This window comes from Roseobacter cerasinus (genome assembly GCF_009811755.1).
Lineage (GTDB): Bacteria > Pseudomonadota > Alphaproteobacteria > Rhodobacterales > Rhodobacteraceae > Roseobacter > Roseobacter cerasinus.
This window is the reverse complement of record NZ_BLIV01000002.1, coordinates 599234-617398: the sequence shown is the minus strand read 5'-3', so window position 1 is coordinate 617398 and position 18165 is coordinate 599234. Positions and strand designations below refer to the sequence as shown.

Here is an 18165-nt window from a genome sequence, read left to right as displayed (position 1 = left end):
AACGCCATGACCGCAAATATTGGACCCCTGGACCGCATCGTTCCCGCCATTCTTGGACTTCTGTACCTTGCGGTTCTCAGCGAAAATCACGCGCTCGACATCCAGACCTGTAAGGCCTGAGCGTATGGAGACGGTTTTCACCCCCTTTGCGTCCTTCGGGGGCGGCTTGCTGATCGGCCTTGGCGCGGTGCTCCTGATGCTTGGTCTGGGGCGGGTCTTCGGCGCGACCGGAATTCTCTCTGGCGCCGTCTTCGCCGAAAGCCGGGCGGAGCTGACGTGGCGGATGGCCCTGATCCTCGGCATGATGCTTGCCCCCGGGCTGCTTTTTCTCATCACAGGGACCATGCCTGCGATCACCGTCCCGGTCAGCCCGGTCATGATCGTCATCGGCGGCGTCATCGTAGGCCTGGGCGCAAGCCTGGGATCCGGGTGCACCTCTGGGCATGGGGTTTGCGGCCTGTCGCGCCTGTCTCTTCGATCGCTTGTGGCCGTGCCCACCTTCATGACAACCGCTGCGATCACCGTATTCCTGATCCGTCACGTTGTAGGAGGCTGAGATGAAACACCTCTTTGCATGTCTGACAGGCCTGGTCTTTGGCACCGGCATCGCGATCTCCGGCATGATGGACCCCGCGAAAGTTCTCAACTTCTTCGATATTGCCGGAGCTTGGGACCTAAGTCTGATGTTTGTCATGGGTGGCGCGCTGATCATCACATCTCTGGGCTACCGACTGGTGTGGCGCCGTGCCGCTCCGTTGTTCGAACAGAGCTTCCAATTGCCGACCTCAACAGCACTGGACGCCCGGCTGATCGGCGGCGCAGCCCTCTTTGGCATTGGCTGGGGCATCGCAGGTTTCTGCCCTGGTGCTGCGATCCCCGCACTCGGCACGGGCCGGTGGGAAGTCGCGCTATTCCTCGTTTCGGTCACCGGCGGCTTTTACCTGCGCCGCCTGCTCAGCCCCGCGCTGGCGAAAACGGCCACCTGACAGCTTCTTTCGAAGGAGATGACATGAGCTACCCCGCCACAATGGATATCAAACCGGAGGTTCAGGCCTGCTTTGATGAGGCCACAAACACAATCAGCTACATCGTGAAAGACCCCGCTTCGAACGCCTGTGCGATCATCGATAGCGTGATGGATATCGACTATGCCGCCGGACGTATCACCTACGATCACGCGGACGCGCTGATTCAGCAGATTGAGACGCAAGGGCTGAAGCTGGAGTGGATCATCGAGACCCATGTCCATGCGGACCATCTGAGCGCAGCTCCCTATATTCAAGGCCGGTTGGGTGGCAAGATCGGCATTGGGTCCAAGATCATGGTAGTTCAGGACACTTTTGGCAAAGTCTTCAACGAAGGGACAGAGTTTCAGCGCGATGGCTCGCAATTCGATGCGCTGTTTGAGGATGGCGACACCTACCAGATCGGCACGATGCAGGCCTTTGCCATGTATACGCCCGGCCATACGCCTGCCTGCATGGTGCATGTGATGGGCAACGCTGCCTTTGTGGGCGACACGCTGTTCATGCCGGATGGCGGTTCCGCCAGAGCAGACTTTCCGGGCGGCGATGCGGGTGCTCTTTACGACAGCATCCAGCGGGTGCTGGCGCTGCCGGACGAGATGCGGCTTTTTATGTGCCACGACTACGGCCCCAACGGCCGCGAGATCCAGTGGGAAACCACGGTGGGCGATGAGAAGGCGCACAACATCCACGTGGGCGGCGGCAAGACGAAGGCAGAATTCATCAAGCTCCGCACCGAACGCGATGCGCAGCTTACCATGCCCAAACTGATCATTCCGTCGCTACAGGTGAACATGCGCGCGGGCGCGGTGCCGACCGACAAGGATGGCAACCCGATGCTCAAAGTGCCCGTGAACGAGTTATAAGGAGGGGCAGAGATATATTGAGCGGCTCTCAGACAAGATGTCGGTCAGCCCGCAAATCGCGCTCAAAGACGCCGGTGCGCCGCAAAAGGCGTTGTAACTGTCCGGTGACGCCTGGTTCCGCAACGGGTGGCTGACGTTCAGTTCATGACTGCAGGCGGCGTGCTTTTTGGGGTGAAGGACTATGCCCCCGCGCTGCAGGACCAGGTCGCCAAGTATGACGCCGCGGTTCACGTCTCCAACAATCTGATCTCGGTCGACGACCAGGCAAAGGTATCGGGCGTCGGTCTTGTCCCCGACACGCAGCGTTTCCGCAACATCCACAGGCATGAGGTCGAAACCGGCCCGACCCTGATCACCCTGTGCGAGGACGAAAGCCCCTGTTTCGTAAACGTATGTTTCCTATTCTTGAACGCATTTTTCCCGGAAGATCTGATCCAGCAGCGCGTGACCGATAGGTGCGAGAGACGCAACGTTGTCCTGATGTGCTCTGCGGTGAACGAAGCCGACCTCTCTGCGCTCGGAAGACTTGAGGTCATCAGCCCCACGGGCTGCCGAATGAAGCCCTTCGTCTGGATCAGCATGACTGCGGCGCGAAACGCACTGTGGTCTTAAATCCATGTCAAGTCACAGCATCTGGCATCACCGGATGTTTGATGGCTCTTAGGGCTTTGGTGAGGTCTCCCCCCTAAAATCCCCCGCGAGAAGTGGGATGTATATGAGTATACGTGTTGGGAATGTGTTGGTGGATCCGGTTCTCCGCCACGGGCTGCCGCTGGTTTTGGTCGCGATTTGCCTGCATTCGCTACCGCAACTTGCCAGCTCTGTCTCGCTACCGGAAGTTTTTGATCTGGGCAGGGCGCTCCCCGTCTGGGCATGGCTTGCTGCAGCAGCCTTTGCTGCGGTCAGTTTCTATTCCGTGGGCCAGTACGATGTGCTCGCAAGACGTGAGTTGAGGTTGACGGGTGATGAGGCCCGGGCACATCGAAATGGGGCGGCAGCGGTCGCTTTATCGCAACTCCTCGGGTTCGGACTGATCACCGGAGCTTTGGCGCGCTACCGGCTGAGCCCGCAAGATGGCATGATCCGTGCCAGCCAGATCACCGCACTGGTCACGCTGCTCTTCCTGATCGGCATGATGTTCGTGACCGCATTCGCGATCCTCTTCTCTGGTTTGCTGATTGACCGGACCGCTGGCATTGCCGCCATCACATGCCTGGCTGTCTGCGTCCTGACGCTCGTTCTGTATCGTCCCCGGGTGCGGATCTTGAAGTGGCAGATAGCCATGCCGGGGCTGGTGACTGTCTCAGCTTCGATTTTTTGGGCCACTGCGGATGTCGTGACCGCAGCGGCGGCCTTCTACGTGCTGTTGCCCGAGCCGGTTGAGTTGGGTTTCTCCGCCTTTCTCCCAATCTTCTGCATTGCGCTCGCCGCTGGCATTCTTTCCGGCGTGCCCGGGGGCGTCGGCCCCTTCGAGGTCGTATTGCTTGGGCTGACGGCGCCGCACCTGCCAACACATATCGACCAAACATGCCTGATGACGGCCATCTGCGGCTTTCGCATGCTATATTATGTGCTACCGGCGCTCCTTGCCGCGCTGGTCCTGCTGCGGCCGCCCAACGCAATACCAAAGATGCCGGCCGTACAACCGCCCCTGCCATCGCGTTTTCCACCACGTGCTGAGGTCGGTGTCATTGCACAAAACAGGGGAGAGATGGTCGCGCTGCCCTCGGGCGTTGGCGCGATGTGGCCCGCCGGGAACAGCCTTGTCTGCCTGTTTGATCCAATTGCCGATGCCGGCCCGGATTGGCCACGCCATTTCAAACATCACGCGAGGCGGCGCAGCCTGCTACCGGTTCTCTACAAATGCTCTGCCCGCCATGCCATTGCCGCCCGGAAGGCAGGGTGGGCGGTCGTCAAAGTGGCGGAGGATGCCATTGTTGCGCCAGCGACGTTCGACCTGAAAGGCGCCCGGTTTTCAGGGCTTCGTCGGAAGCTGCGCAAAGCCGCCAAAGCAGGTGTGACGGTTCAGCTTTTTCGATCTGAGCATCTGTCAGCGCTGGACCAGATTGATGTGGCTTGGCAAAAAAGATGCGGTGGCGCGCGGGGCGGAACCATGGGCCGGTTCTGTCCCTGCTATATTGAAAGCCAACTCCTGCTTGTGGCGGAGGTCGACGACAGGCCTGTCGCGTTTGTCAGCCTGCACAAGGGGCAAACAGAATGGGCGCTAGATGTGATGCGCGACGCAGACGCAGCGCCGGATGGCACGATGTATCTTCTCATCCATGAAGCGATCAGGCTGGCGGCTCAGGCGGGCATCCCGGTGCTGTCCCTTGCCGCGGTACCAGCGGGTGGGGTGCGCGATCATGGGTCTGGTGCCAAACTCCTTGCCTATGTCCGTGGCAAATGGGCCGCGCAGGGCTTGTATCAATTCAAATCCGCCTTCGCGCCGACGTGGAAACCGCTCTATATGGCTGCGCCAGGCAGACTTGGGATGTGCATAGGAGCCATGGATATCCTTCGAGAAGTAGTCAGGCCAAGCCCGCTGCACGACGGCGCGCCCTGCGCCTCCATCGCCGGTTCCGAAGTGCCGCGTATGAGGTCACGTGGGCATCCGCTTGCAGATGCCTCCTGAGGCGCATCTGCAACGCCCGGCCGTTCCCTCCGGTTACTGCATCCAGGGGTCGCCTATGCGCGTTGGCATCGCCACTTTGAGTGGACGGCTCAGCGTTTGATCGAACACACCATCGCGGTTTCATACCCGGCGGCCTGCAGCGTCTCGATCTTGGATCGCCATCCAGCCGGGCAGACAACAAAGGCGGCAGTCCTTCCCCGGGCGGCGAAGGCCGCTTCGGCTGCACGCAAAAGGGCCATCGCCCCTTCGTTTCCAGACCCAAGCGTCTCGGGGTCGGCCAGCTCTCTGTGATAGTAGTCATCAATCACCCCAACCGCCGCAATGTCATGTGCGGGCGGGAAATGCAGCCGCGAGGCAGGCTGAGCTATGATATACCCGTCGAGCTCCACCTGTGACCCGATGACCATCATGTCACGATCCGCGAGGGTCAAACTGCGCGTCATCCAAGCCGAAAAACGGGCATCCGCGTCCGCATGAGTCTCCCAGAACTCGTCGATGTCAAAGAGGACCTGCCGGTTCTCAGCACTGCGAGCCACGATACCGGGAATGTCCGCCTCGCTTACCGGGCGGATATCTGGGTGCCGCCCCCGCACCTCCAGATGCGCCCGCGACAGATAGAGTGTCAGCGGATCATACCCCCGTTTTTGAAATGCGGTCCGCCAGGCCTCACCTGCCACATAAGCGGAGACGATGACCTGAGCCCCGGCGTCCTGCAACGCGTCTTCTGCCGCCTTCACAAGCGCATCGACGGTGCCCGCCGGTGCATCGGGCGCGACACATGTATCCGGCATGATCAGCCCCGGCTCGCCCTTGCTGCCTGCGTAAATCGGCGGCACCGGCAGCAGCATCGCATGGCTCACGCCTGTGATCCGACCGTCCCGATCTGCAACCTGCCAGATCTGCACAGGGGGCTGCGCCCCCGTCAGCGCAACCGTCAGCGCCTTCTCGACCTGCGTCGACGCATCATGGGCGATCGACCACAACGCGCTGTCCTGTGCGTGTCGCTCTGCAGCGTCCAGAAGTAGAAGTTTGATCAACTGCGGAATGTCGTAAGGCGTTGCGGCCCGGATGATCTGCGGCATGTCGCTGTCCTCAATGCTGGGGCGTGGGGTCGCTGTGCACTTCGTATCGACCAGTTTTCGCGATTTGACAAAGCAGGAGAGGTTGACCAGCCTTTAGAAAAACTAACGGCTGTGAGCTGCGGAATGAAACAAATAAATCTCAACGCGCTGCGCGTGTTCGCCATGGTGGCCCGCCACGGCAACCTGCAGAGGGCGGCGGATGTGTTGAACCTGTCGCGCGGGGCGGTCTCTCAGCGGATCAAGCAGCTGGAGCTCGATCTTGGCGTTGTGCTTTTCCTGCGGGGCGCGCAAGGCGTCTCCCTGACGCCCGAGGGCGAGCGATGCCGTGCAGCGACGGATGACGCCCTGGCGCTGCTGGAAACTGCATTTGTGGACATCGGCGCGGTGAATGATCGCGTAACGCTGCACCTTGGGTCGTCGACAGCCAGCAAGTGGCTGATGCCGCGCATGGATGGTTTGACCACCGAGTTTCCAAAGCTGTCCCTGACCACCCAAGTGCATGAGCAGCCGCTGCAGCGCAGCCTTGGACGCAACGAAATTGCTATCTGGCCCGGCACAACGCCCGACACCAACCCCACGCACCAATGCCGACAGCTGACCGACATTCGCCTGGTGGCGGTGTGCAGCCCGGATTTTCCACGGTCAGATCGGCCTATGGGACTTGAGACCCTGCTGACCTTACCGCTGCTGCAGGATGCGCATCGGCGATGGGAAAAGCTGATCCAGGCAACCGGATATGGCGACACGCACAAGCTGCTCAACTTCGACCGGTCCGCGCTGGCGATTGAGGCGGCCATCGGAGGGCACGGTATCGCAGTTGCGCCGACCTATATGGTTGAGGCTGACATCCAGTCAAAGCGGCTTGTCGACGTATGGATCGACCCGGAACCATCCGAAGAGCGGCTCTTCATCTCATGGTCTCGGGAGCATGTCGGAGGGCGGCCCATCCGCCGCATCGTAGACTGGATCACAGATGAGTTTGCAGCCAGCCCACCAATCAGGTGAACGACACTGCGACCTGCACCGTTCGTTGCGCATACCAATGCGTCCACATGATTTCAAAGGATCCTGTCGACCGTGTCGTCATCAAACCCGAACCGCTGCATGAACTGGCGATGGGCGGGGCTGCCGAGGAATGCCTCCAGGATGAGATCGACACGATCTCGCAGGTCAGGACTGCCCGGTCCAAAACCAAAACAACCGAACGCCGGTTGCTTCTCAGAAACTGGAACATCGGCCACGGCGAGATCCGGCGCTGTGGTTTGCCGCAAGTACCCCACATGCGCCTGTGCGACACTTGCATAGGCGCTGACATGCCCATCTCGCACGGCTTGGGCAGCCCTCTCATATGTCTCGAAGATCCGTATTCGGGTCGTAGGAATACCAGCCTCCACTGCCGTCTGGTACTGCACCTGGTCACGAACGACGGCAAGGTGCAGATCAGCAGATCGCGCAATGCTGCGGTACCCGCTTAGACGATCAGCATCTTCGGTCTTGATCAACAAGCCATCCGTCAATGCCCAGATGGGTCGGCTGAAATGCGCGTGGCGCCGCCGCTCTTCCGAGGCAAAGAGCCCGGTGGTCATCTCCCAGTCGCCGCACGCGAGGCCGGGCAGCAGCTGCGCGAACTCGGTCTCAACAAACGCGATCTGCTCTATGCCCAGCTGACCGAGGACGTGGCGCGCAAGTTCCACATCACAGCCCGTGACCTTGCCGGAGGCGTCCAGATGGTTGAAGGGTGGCTCTATCAGGTAGGCAACTTTCACAGGTTGCTCCTCATCCAACCACAATGACCTGGCCCGTGATGGCCCCCTCGACAGACTTTGCAAAGGCACGGCCAACGCGGGCGGATGACACGCGCTCATGGCCGGGGAAGGCGGCTCCGTAGCGCGCTTCTGAAGCGTCCAGCAGCCCAGGGCTGACCACATTGATGCGAAGGCCGCGCACCATCTCAATCGCGGCACCGGTCACGAAGCCGGCCAGAGCCCCGTTGGCCGTGGCCGCAGCGGTTCCCGACACAATCGGGTCACGGTCCAGCACGCCGCTGGTCAATGTGAAGGACCCGTTGTCCGATATGCGTGGCAGACCGGCGAGCACCAGATTGACCTGACCCATCACCTTGTGATCCAGCCCCAGCCTGAAGCTTGTCTCGGTCTGCTCGGTGAGGGGCGCAAAATGCACATCTCCCGCCGCAGACACCACGGCATCGAAGGCGCCGATCTGATCGTACATCGCCTCGATCGAGCGTCGGTCAGCGATATCGGCGATCACATCGCCGGTTTTCCGACCAACGCGGATGATCTGGTGGCGTTTTGACAACTCGGCATGGGCCGCTTGCCCCACATCACCACTTGCCCCCACAAGAATGATCTTCATCGCAGCTCCCCTTCATAAATCTCAAGCTTTCGGGCAAGGATCTCCTCACATCTGTCGAGATCGTGCCGACGTTTCGCGAGCAGTTTGGAATGTGTGAGCAGGATCTGCTTGCGATCCGCTATGGTCGCGTCACCTTGCGCGTAGAGCGCGGCGAACCTCTGCATCACTTTCATCGGCATCCCGGTTTCGCGCAGCCAATAGAGCAGCGTCAGCCAATCCACATTCTCCGGCGAGAAGCGGCGTTGTCCGTCCGACCCACGCCCCACATTCGGGATCAGCCCCTTCGTCTCATAATAGCGAATAGTCGCGATATTGAGCCCGCACCGGGCGGCGGCTTCGGCAATGCGCATGACGTTCTCTCTCTCCACTTACCGAGGAGATACCTGCCTCAAGTAACTTGAGGTCAAGAAGAAACTTGGCCACGTCTGTGCACCACGTCGAAAACGCCTGTCTTAGGCCGCTTTGGTCTCGCGCTGCGGGAATAGGCGACGGAAGAGCACGTAAAACACAGGCGTGAAAAACAGGCCCAGGAGTGTCACGCCCGACATCCCAAAGAAGACCGCCGTGCCAAGCGCCTGGCGCATCTCGGAGCCGGGACCCGTGGCAATCATCAATGGCAAGACACCCAAAATGAACGCGAAAGCCGTCATCAGGATCGGGCGTAAACGCAGTTGGCTTGCGTCGACGGCGGCGTCAATTGGGCTCAGCCCGCGCTCCTCCTGCGCCTGTTTGGCAAATTCGACGATGAGAATGGCGTTCTTGGCCGCAAGCCCCACCAACACGATCAGGCCCACCTGCGTCAGAATGTTATTGTCCATGCCGCGCAGCATGACACCTAACAGCGCACCAAGAACCGACAAGGGCACAATGAGAATGATGGCCATGGGCAAGACCCAGCTTTCGTAAAGCGCCGCGAGGAACAGGAAGGCGAACAAAACGGAAAACGCAAAGATATACGCCGCCGTGTCGCCTTGTGTCCGCTCTTGCAGCGCCAGTTCGGTCCATTCGTAATCCAAGCCGGGCGGCATGACGGCTTCGGCAAGCGCCTCCATCGCGATCAGCGCCTCTCCTGTCGAGACCCCGGGCGCAGCCGAGCCTTGCACCGGCACGGACACCAGTTGGTTGTAGCGCTGCACCAGCGCGGGGCCTGCGGTTTCCTGCACAGTGACAAGCGTACCAAGTGGCACCAACGCCCCCGTAGCCGACCGGATGCGCAGGTTGCGAATGTCGTCTTGGTCAAGCCGGAACTGCTCATCCGCCTGCGCGCGCACCTGAAACAGGCGGCCAAACGCGTTGAAGTCATTCACGTAGGCAGAGCCGAGGTTGATCGACAGCGCCTCGAAAATTGACCCGATGGGCACGTTCAGCATCTGCGCGCGGACCCGGTCAATCTCAAGATAAAGCTGCGGGGACCCGGCAGAGAAGGTCGTGAAAACCCCCTGCACTTTATCGGAGGTCGCAGCGCTGCCCATGATCGCGTAGGCGGCATTCAGGACACGCGAAATATCGGCGGTTTCGGTGTCTTGCAGCTGCAGTTTGAACCCGCCACCGGTGCCTACGCCACGCACCGCCGGGGGCGCGATGGCGATGATGAAGGCCTCGCGCAGGCTCTGCATCCGCCCAAAGAGCTGCCCGACGATGGCTCCCGCCGTCAGCCCGCTGGCCTCGCGGTCTTCGAAGCTCTCAAAGGTGGTGAAGATCACGCCCTGGTTGCTGGCGTTCGTGAAAGTCGCCCCTGAGAACCCGGCGAAGGCCACGGCATTGGTCACGCCCGGTGTTTCAAGCGCGATCTCGGTCGCCTGCTGGACAATCGCATCCGTGCGGTCCAATGCCGCGCCATCGGGCAGTTGAACCACGACTATGGCATATCCCTGATCCGCCTCGGGGATAAACCCGGTCGGCACCTGCCCGTTGAGCCAGTAGGTCGTGCCCAGAAGCCCCCCAAAGGCAATCAGCGCCAGACCAAGCATGCCTGACGTGCTGACCAGCGCGCGCACAACGCGGGCATAGCCAGCGGCAAGCGCGTCGAACCCGCGGTTGAACCCGTCAGACAAGGCGGAGACGAACCGCGACAGCGGGTTGCGCGATGGCCTGTCCCGCTTAGGCTTCAGGATTGCAGCCGCCATGGCAGGCGACAGACTCAACGAATTGATTGTCGAGATCACCGTTGCCACCGATATCGTGACAGCGAATTGCCGGTAAAACTGTCCGGTGATCCCCGGCACAAGCGCAGCGGGCACAAAGACCGCAATCAGCACCAGGGACGTGCCGATCACCGCATTCTGCACTTCGTCCATCGTGCGGGCCGAGGCCTCGCGCGGGGACAGCCCGTTTGCGATGTTACGCTCCACATTCTCGACCACGACAATGGCGTCATCCACCACAATCCCGATGGCCAGGATCAGCCCGAAGAGTGTGAGCAGGTTGAGCGAATAGCCAAGCGCGAGCATCACCGCGAAGGTGCCGATGAGCGAGACGGGAATGGCCAGCAGCGGTATGATGGCGGTCCGCCAGCTTTGCAGGAAAATAAGGATGACCGCGATCACCAGCAAGACCGCCTCAAACAGCGTCTGATAGACCGCGTTCACCGACGATTCTATGAATTCGGTTGGATTGTAGACCACCTGATATTCCAGCCCCGGCGGGAAATCCTCTGACAGCGTCTCCATGACGGCCAGGATTTCATCTGCAGAGGCCAGGGCATTTGAGCCGGGGCGCTGAAAGATGCCAAGGGCGACAGCTGGCTTGTTGTTGAGATAGGAGTTCGTGACGTAGGAGCGCGCGCCGATCTCAACCCGTGCCACATCGCGCACGCGGACAACACGTCCGTCCTCCGACGACTTCACGATCACGCGGCCAAACTCACGCGGGTCCTGCAGGCGTCCTTGTGTGGTCAGCGTGACCTCAAAGGCGCTGTCGGTCCTGTTTGGCGGCGCACCAAGCGAGCCACCGGAGACCTGCACGTTCTGCTCGCGCAGGGCCGCCACCACGTCACCGCCGGTCAGCCCAAGGGAGCCCAGCCGGTCCGGGTCGAGCCACACGCGAGCTGAAAACTCCCGCTCGCCAAAGATGATCAGGTCACCCACGCCATCCAGCCGCACCAACCGGTCGCGCACCCGGGATCGGGCATAGTTCGACACATAGAGCTGGTCGAAGGTGGCATCCGGCGAAAGCATATGCACAACCATCATCAGATCCGGGGAGGATTTGGTCGTGGTCACGCCGAGGGCGCGCACCTCCTGCGGCAATCGTGGTTCGGCCACGGCCACACGGTTTTGCACCAGCACCTGCGCCGCATCGAGATCGGTGCCCAGCTCAAACGTGATGGTCAGCGACATCGACCCATCAGCAGTGGCGTAGGAGGACATGTAGAGCATGCCCTCAACCCCGTTGATTTCCTGCTCAATCGGCGTTGCCACCGTTGCGGCAATGGTCGCGGCATCAGCACCGGGATAGCTTGCGCGCACCACAATCGAGGGGGGTGCAATCTCGGGGTACTGCTCAACCGGCAACTGGAAATACGCGAGCAGCCCGACAATTGTCATGATCAACGAGAGAACAATCGCAAAGACGGGACGGTTTACGAAGAAACGGCCCATCTCAGTTGGCTGCCACCGGTGGTAATTCGACGATATCAGGCGCCACAACGCTGCCGGGACGCGCGCGCACCAAGCCTTCAATCACAATAGTTTCGGAGCCATCCAGACCGTCCCGGACAACGCGGTAGCCGTCAATGCGCGGCCCCGGCCGGATTGGAATGGGCGTGACATTGCCGCTTTCATCAAGAGACATCACCAACCGCCGGTTCTGGTCAGAGACCACAGCCGCATCGGGGATGAGAACACCGTCATAAGGCAGTGACCCCGGGACATTGACCCGCCCAAAGAGCCCGGGTGTCAGCAGCTCATCCGGATTGGGCAACACAGCACGGACGCGCATTGTGCCGGTGTCGGGGTCAATGCGGTTTTCCGAAAAATCCAACCGTCCGATCTGTGGCGGCACCCGGCTGTCCGACACCGTGATCCGCACTTCAAGACCCGCTGACCCCTCCTGCAGTACCGAGCCACGCGCACGTGCGTCCCGTGCGTAGGCAAGGAAAAACCGCTCATCGATATCGAAATAAAAGTGGATCGGATCGGTTGCGACAATCGACGTCAACACCGTTTGGTTCGCGGTGATCAGATTGCCGGGATCCAGCTGCGCCTGATCTATGCGGCCCGCCATGGGCGCACGAATTTCCGAATATTCGAGATCCAGCTGCGCAAGCTCCAGCGCGGCCCGCGCCTGTTCCAACGCCCCTTGAGCCGCCAAAAACGCCTCGCGCCGCTCATCAACCACGCTTTGCGGGATTGTGCCGTTTCCGACCAATGCCTCGGCGCGCTCCAGCTGCTCGGCTGTAAAGGCCCCCGTGGCTTCGGCTATGTCAATCTGCGCCTGTGCTTGACGCAATGCGGTGCGGAACTGACGTTGGTCAATGGTGAAGAGCAACTGGTCTTTTTCGACAAGGCTGCCGTCGGTGAAATGCACCTCATCCAGGAAGCCGGTCACGCGCGCGCGCACCTCGACATCAGCAGACGCGCCAAATCGCCCAACGAATTCATCATCTTCCACAATGGTTTTCACCACGGGCTTTGCGGCTGTCACAGGGGGCGGGCCCTGTTGTGCAAATGTTGGGTTCGTCAGACCCAGCAAAACGCAGACCGAAACGATATAGTGAATGCGTCGCATATTCGTGCCCCGGAAAGACTGCCAAGAATACTAGCCACATCGAATAGGCCAGCAAGACTTATCTCTAGTGAGGCCCCAAAGGTGAGAGGCCAACCGCTGATGTGCTTAATTTTCGTGACCCCAGCACCCCCGTGGCCGTCGTCTGTCAGACGGGCGGACGCACATCGTCCGGCATGGGGCAGACGTAAGGCGTCTCATCCAGATGCGCGCGATGGGTCGCTTGAGCGGCACGCAAAAGCGACGGGTCCTCTATCAACCGGCAGGCTGTGGCCGCCATCGCCTTGGCCGCATAGACCATCCCCTTGTGCGCTGCGGAAGCCTTGCCCTGGGCCACCGTCTGCCAGGTGTGAAACGGCGTGCCAATGGCGCAGGTTGCGACACGCGCCTGCACCGTTGGCACGGCCCAGCTCACGTCTCCGACGTCGGTTGACCCCTCGCCGCCCTCATGGTTGCGGTCGAGCGGTGCCACAAAATCGCACAGGGCCAGACCCTTGTCAGGTTTGGTCCCGATCCGTTTGAAGGTCGCTGCAATATCCGCATCGGTCAGAGTTTTCTGAATGTCGCGGGCGAACTCTCTGTCCGCCTCGTCAAAAGGCACCGGGCCAAGCCTGTCCAGCTCCGCCTGCAGGGTTTCTTCCAGCGGGCGATTGCCCAGCAGATTGGACACGCCAGAGAATACCTGACTTGTGACCTGCGTTTCGGTCATGAGCGCTGCCCCCTCAGCGATCTTGCGCACCCGCTGCATCAGATCGCGCAGTTCGGGCAAGGTACTTGCGCGCACCAGCTGCCGCACAGTCGCTTTGGCCTGCACGACGTTGGGCGCGACACCCCCGGCATCGAGATAGGCGTAGTGCACGCGGGCGCTATCGGGCATGTGTTCGCGCATGTAGTTGACGCCGATGTTCATCAACTCAACCGCGTCCAGCGCCGACCGGCCAAGCTCAGGCGCTCCGGCGGCATGCGCGGCCTTGCCATGAAAGGTGAAGTCAATCCGGGTGTTGGCCAGAGACATCGCTGCGTTGACGGCTGTAAATGTCGCCGGATGCCAGGAGATCGCAGCATCGACATCATCAAAGAGACCATCGCGCACCATGTATGTCTTGGCCGCGCCGCCCTCCTCGGCCGGACATCCGTAGTAGCGGACGCGGGCCTTGATACCGCTTTCCGCCAGCCAGTCCTTCACCGCCGTGGCCGCAAGCAGGGCCGCAGCGCCCAGAAGGTTGTGCCCGCAGCCGTGCCCGTTGCCTCCCTCTTCAAGCGGTTGATGCGCCGCGACACCCGCCGCCTGGCTGAGGTACGGCAACGCGTCGAACTCGCCGAGGATGGCAATCACGGGCCCCTCATCACCTGCCTCGCCCACCACGGCGGTGGGCAGCCCTGCGGCATTCTCCGTGATCCGAAAGCCCTGCGCCTCCAGCATGCGGGTGTGTTCGGCAACGGATTTATGCTCGGCAAACAGGGTTTCCGGCGTGTCGAACACGGCATCCGACAGGGCGATAAACCCGTCGCGGTGGCGATCCACGTGGTCCCAGATCGGGTCGGCGTTTTTCATAATCCTCTCCATGGCAATCTTTGGGCAGCGTCACATCGCGCCGTCATGTTCCAGCAGGCAGGCGGTCTGCCGACCGTGCTTGCCCACCGTCAGCTCCGGCGCGGTGGTCCGGCACGCCGCCGTGGCCAGCGCACAACGTGGATGAAAGGTGCAGCCGGGCGGCGGGTCGAGCGGCGAGGGGATTTCCCCCTCAATCGGCGTGAAGTCCTGCCCGCGCCGATCAAGACGCGGCGCTTCGGCCAGCAGCGCGCGGGTGTAGGGGTGGCGCGGGTTCTCGAACACCTCTTCGGTGGTGCCAATCTCGACCAGACGCCCCAGATACATAATGGCCACACGATCCGCGATATGTTCGACCACACTTAGGTCATGACTGATGAAGAGATAGGTCAGCCCAAGCTCTTCGCGCAGATCCATGAAGAGGTTGATCACCTGCGCCTGGATCGACACATCAAGGGCGGCGATGGCCTCATCACAGACGATGAATTTGGGCTTCACCGCCAGTGCGCGGGCGATCCCGATGCGCTGCCGCTGCCCGCCCGAGAACTGATGCGCATAGCGGCGTTTCAGCGACGGGTCCAACCCTACCTTGCGCATCACCTCATCCACGTAATCCGGCAGGTCCGATTTGCGGACCATCCCGTGCATCAGAGGCGCTTCGCCGATGATGTCTTCGACACGCATGCGCGGATTGAGGCTGGCGAAGGGATCCTGAAAGATCATCTGGATCGCAAGTGTCGCGGCCCGTTTCTCCGCACCACGCAGCTGCGCCACCTCCTTGCCGTGATAGAACATCTGGCCATCGCTGGCCGCATGAATGCCCGCTACCACCCGGCCCAGAGTGGATTTGCCACAGCCCGACTCGCCGACCAGGCCTACAACCTCACCCTGCCCGATGGACAGGCTGACCCGATCCACCGCATGCACCGTCTCCTCGCGAACATTTGCGCCAAGCCGCCGGGCGATCTTTCCCGCCACATCAAGACGCTTGGTAAAGAGCTTGGAAACATCACGGATTTCCACAAGCGGCGCCGTCATTCCTGCACCTCGGCCAGAGCTTGAGGGTTGAAGCATCTCAGCCGACGCCGGGCGACATCGCTGATCGCAGGCTGGGTGGCACAGGCCGCCGTCCGCGCCCGGCAGCGCGGGCCAAAAGCGCAGCCTTGGGGCAGAGCCAGCATATTCGGTGTCATCCCCTCAATCTGAAAGAGCCGCGCGCCGCGCTGGTTGGCTGTCGGCACCGACCCGAGCAGACCAACGGTGTAGGGGTGCAGCGGATGGTCTATGACATCATCGGTGCCGCCCTGCTCCACAATCCGGCCCGCATACATCACCGATATCTTGTCGGCGAGCCCGGCGACCACGGCCAGATCATGGGTGATCCAGATCATCGCGGTGCCGGTCTGACGGGTCAGCTTCTGCGCCTCGTGGATGATCTGGGCCTGAATGGTCACGTCGAGCGCGGTGGTCGGTTCATCTGCGATGATCAGGTCGGGCTTGTTGAGGAAGGCCGTCGCAATCGCCACGCGCTGGCGCATGCCACCTGACAGCTGGTGCGGATAGGCGCGCAACCGCTCCTCCGGCGACGGGATACCCACCAGCCCGAGCGCATCGCGGCTGCGTTCCCAGGCGCTCTTGCGGTCGATTTTCTCATGCGCGAGGATCGCCTCGATCATCTGCGTATCGATCCTGAGCACAGGGTTCAGGGTCATCATCGGATCCTGGAAGATCATCGAGATGCGGTTGCCGCGCAGGCGCTGCAAACGTTCTTCGGGCGCATTGGCGATGTCTTCACCATTAAAACGGATGGCACCCTCAACGATGCGGCCCGGCGGATCGATCAAACCGAGGATCGAAAACCCGGTGATGGATTTGCCGGAGCCGGACTCGCCCACCAGCCCCATGATCTCCCCCTTGGAGACGGCGAAATCCACACCATCCACCGCCTTCACCACGCCTGCATGGGTGAAGAAATGGGTCTTGAGCCCGCTGACATCGAGAACAGCGGTCATTTCTTGAGCCTCGGGTTCAGGACGTCGCGCAGGTGGTCGCCGACTAGATTGATCGACACCACGGTCAGCAACAGCGCGAGGCCGGGGAAGACCGAGATCCAATAGCGCCCCGACAGCATGTATTCGAACCCGTTGGCGATGAGCACGCCGAGGGAGGGCTCGGTTTGCGGCAGCCCCACGCCGAGGAAAGACAACGTGGCCTCCAGCGAAATGGCGCTGGCGGTCTGCACGGTGCCCACCACGATCAGCGGCGCCATGCAATTCGGCAGGATGTGCCGGAACACGATCCGAAAGCGCGAGATACCAAGGCACTGCGCCGCCTCGACGTATTCCTTGTTCCGCTCCACCAGCGCCGTCGCGCGCACGGTGCGCGCATAATAGGCCCATTGCGCCACCACCAGCGCGAGGATGATCTTGTCGACCCCCTTGCCCAACGCCGCCACCAGCATCAGCGCAACGAGAGACGCCGGAAACGACAGCTGCAAATCGACGATCCGCATGATCAAGGCCTCGACCCGACCGCCCGCATAGGCCGCAACAAGACCAATCACCATGCCGATCAGCAGCGCGATGACACCCGAAGCGAGGCCCACCGTCAGCGAGATGCGCAAGCCATACAGAATGGCAGAGTAGAGATCGCGCCCGGCCCCATCAGACCCCAGCCACATGATATAACCCGGAAAGGCCTCGGACCCGGGCGGCAAGCGCCCGTCTAGAACATCCACCTGCGCCAGATCATAAGGGTTCTGTGGCGTGATCCACGGCGCCAGAACGGCCAGCAGGACGATGATGCAGAAAATGCCAAGCGCTGCCGTGGCGATCTTGCTTTCAAAGAACTCCGCGCGAAACCGCTGGAACGGCGTCTCGACCTTGAGCTCAACAGGCGTGGCAGTGTTGGTCATGCGCCCTGATCCTGCAGCCGGACACGGGGATCGAGAAGCGAATAGAGAATATCCACGATCAGATTGATCACGATAAAGAAGAGCACGATGATCATCAGGTAGGCGACCACAACAGGCCGGTCGAGTTGCAGGATCGCGTCAATCAGCAGCTTACCCATGCCAGGCCAGGCAAAAATCGTCTCGGTCACCACGGAAAACCCGATGAGCGAGCCGAACTCCAGCCCCATGACCGTCACCACCGGGATCATGATGTTTTTCATCACATGCACAAAGATGATGCGCCGGGTCGTCAACCCTTTGGCGCGGGCGTATTTCACATAGTCCTGCCCCAAAGCTTCACGCACCCCGGCCCGGGTCAGCCGGATCGCCAGTGAAATCTTGAGCAGGGCGAGGTTCAGCGCGGGCAGAAAGATGTGACTGAGGCCATCGGGAGTGAACAGGCTGCTCTGTATGCCGAGAAAGGTGGCTGTATCGCCCCGACCCGTCGCAGGCACCCAACCCAGCTCAACCGCGAAAAGCATGATCAGCATAAGCCCGACCCAGAACGTGGGCAGCGAGAACCCAAGGATAGACCCAGCCATGATCCCCTTGGACAGCGGGCTTTCGGAATAGAGCCCGGCATAAAGCCCAAGCGGAATACCGATGACAATGGCCAGCATCAGCGCGGTAAACGCCAGTTCCATCGTGGCGGGCATGTGATGCATGATCAGTTGCAACGCAGGCTCACCAAAGATGAAACTGTTGCCCAGATCGCCTTGCAGCGCGCCCTTGAGGAACAACAGATATTGCTCCCAAATCGGCCGATCCAGCCCCAGGCGCGCAATGGCCGCCGCGATATCGTCTTGATCCGCATCGGGGCTGACCAGCATGTAGACCGGGTCGCCGACGATGTTGACGCCAAAGAAGACGATCACGGACATCAGGACAACCACGAGCAGCGCCTGAAGCAATCGGCGGATGATGAAAACCGTCATGAGGGTGCGCCGCTTGGAG

The 18165-nt window shown here is 61.2% G+C and carries 17 protein-coding genes; 6 read left to right on the top strand and 11 right to left on the bottom strand.

Annotation, left to right across the window (positions count from 1 at the left end):
• Positions 1-124 precede the first annotated feature (124 nt).
• The 5 genes from So717_RS06850 (at position 125) to So717_RS06830 (ending at position 4523) form a co-directional block, all read left to right on the top strand.
• On the top strand, positions 125-556 hold the full coding sequence (locus tag So717_RS06850; RefSeq protein WP_159975462.1) for a YeeE/YedE family protein: 432 nt from the start codon (positions 125-127) through the stop codon (positions 554-556).
• 1 nt (position 557) lies between these two features.
• On the top strand, positions 558-986 hold the full coding sequence (locus So717_RS06845; RefSeq protein ID WP_159975461.1) for a DUF6691 family protein: 429 nt from the start codon (positions 558-560) through the stop codon (positions 984-986).
• Between the two features lie 23 nt (positions 987-1009).
• Positions 1010-1891, top strand: a complete 882-nt coding sequence (locus So717_RS06840) for an MBL fold metallo-hydrolase (RefSeq protein WP_159975460.1) — start codon at positions 1010-1012, stop codon at positions 1889-1891.
• Positions 1892-2017: 126 nt separating this feature from the next.
• Positions 2018-2503, top strand: coding sequence for a hypothetical protein (locus So717_RS22730; RefSeq protein WP_159975459.1), 486 nt, complete (start codon positions 2018-2020; stop codon positions 2501-2503).
• A gap of 103 nt (positions 2504-2606) precedes the next feature.
• Positions 2607-4523: a GNAT family N-acetyltransferase gene (locus So717_RS06830; protein WP_159975458.1), complete on the top strand. Its 1917-nt coding sequence runs from the start codon at positions 2607-2609 to the stop codon at positions 4521-4523.
• Between the two features lie 89 nt (positions 4524-4612).
• On the opposite strand, the gene So717_RS06825 is transcribed toward So717_RS06830, so the two are convergent.
• Complete coding sequence (locus tag So717_RS06825) at positions 4613-5605, bottom strand: GNAT family N-acetyltransferase (RefSeq protein ID WP_159975457.1); 993 nt, start codon at positions 5603-5605, stop codon at positions 4613-4615.
• Positions 5606-5728: 123 nt separating this feature from the next.
• Here So717_RS06825 and So717_RS06820 point away from each other — a divergent pair, with 123 nt between their 5' ends.
• On the top strand, positions 5729-6610 hold the full coding sequence (locus So717_RS06820) for a LysR family transcriptional regulator (protein WP_159975456.1): 882 nt from the start codon (positions 5729-5731) through the stop codon (positions 6608-6610).
• Positions 6611-6663: 53 nt separating this feature from the next.
• Here the strand turns inward: So717_RS06820 and So717_RS06815 are convergent, their stop codons facing one another.
• From So717_RS06815 to So717_RS06770, 10 genes are all read right to left on the bottom strand, one after another.
• On the bottom strand, positions 6664-7371 hold the full coding sequence (locus So717_RS06815; protein WP_202981895.1) for a transporter substrate-binding domain-containing protein: 708 nt from the start codon (positions 7369-7371) through the stop codon (positions 6664-6666).
• Between the two features lie 10 nt (positions 7372-7381).
• Entirely contained in the window at positions 7382-7981 is a 600-nt protein-coding gene (locus So717_RS06810) for a short chain dehydrogenase (protein WP_159975454.1), read from the bottom strand.
• A complete protein-coding gene (locus So717_RS06805; protein ID WP_159975453.1) occupies positions 7978-8331 on the bottom strand; it encodes a MerR family transcriptional regulator in 354 nt (117 codons plus the stop codon). Before So717_RS06805 ends, So717_RS06810 begins: the two co-directional genes overlap by 4 nt.
• 102 nt (positions 8332-8433) lie before the next feature.
• Entirely contained in the window at positions 8434-11580 is a 3147-nt protein-coding gene (locus tag So717_RS06800; protein WP_159975452.1) for an efflux RND transporter permease subunit, read from the bottom strand.
• Position 11581: 1 nt separating this feature from the next.
• Positions 11582-12625, bottom strand: coding sequence for an efflux RND transporter periplasmic adaptor subunit (locus tag So717_RS06795; protein WP_238840703.1), 1044 nt, complete (start codon positions 12623-12625; stop codon positions 11582-11584).
• A gap of 229 nt (positions 12626-12854) precedes the next feature.
• Positions 12855-14261, bottom strand: a complete 1407-nt coding sequence (locus tag So717_RS06790) for an amidohydrolase (protein WP_159975450.1) — start codon at positions 14259-14261, stop codon at positions 12855-12857.
• Between the two features lie 30 nt (positions 14262-14291).
• On the bottom strand, positions 14292-15296 hold the full coding sequence (locus So717_RS06785) for an ABC transporter ATP-binding protein (protein ID WP_159975449.1): 1005 nt from the start codon (positions 15294-15296) through the stop codon (positions 14292-14294).
• The gene (locus So717_RS06780; protein WP_159975448.1) at positions 15293-16270 is read right to left on the bottom strand and encodes an ABC transporter ATP-binding protein; all 978 of its coding nucleotides are present in this window, start codon (positions 16268-16270) and stop codon (positions 15293-15295) included. The genes So717_RS06785 and So717_RS06780 overlap by 4 nt, the downstream gene beginning before the upstream one ends.
• A complete protein-coding gene (locus tag So717_RS06775; protein ID WP_159975447.1) occupies positions 16267-17172 on the bottom strand; it encodes an ABC transporter permease in 906 nt (301 codons plus the stop codon). Before So717_RS06775 ends, So717_RS06780 begins: the two co-directional genes overlap by 4 nt.
• Positions 17169-18146, bottom strand: a complete 978-nt coding sequence (locus So717_RS06770) for an ABC transporter permease (RefSeq protein WP_159975446.1) — start codon at positions 18144-18146, stop codon at positions 17169-17171. Before So717_RS06770 ends, So717_RS06775 begins: the two co-directional genes overlap by 4 nt.
• Positions 18147-18165 lie beyond the last annotated feature (19 nt).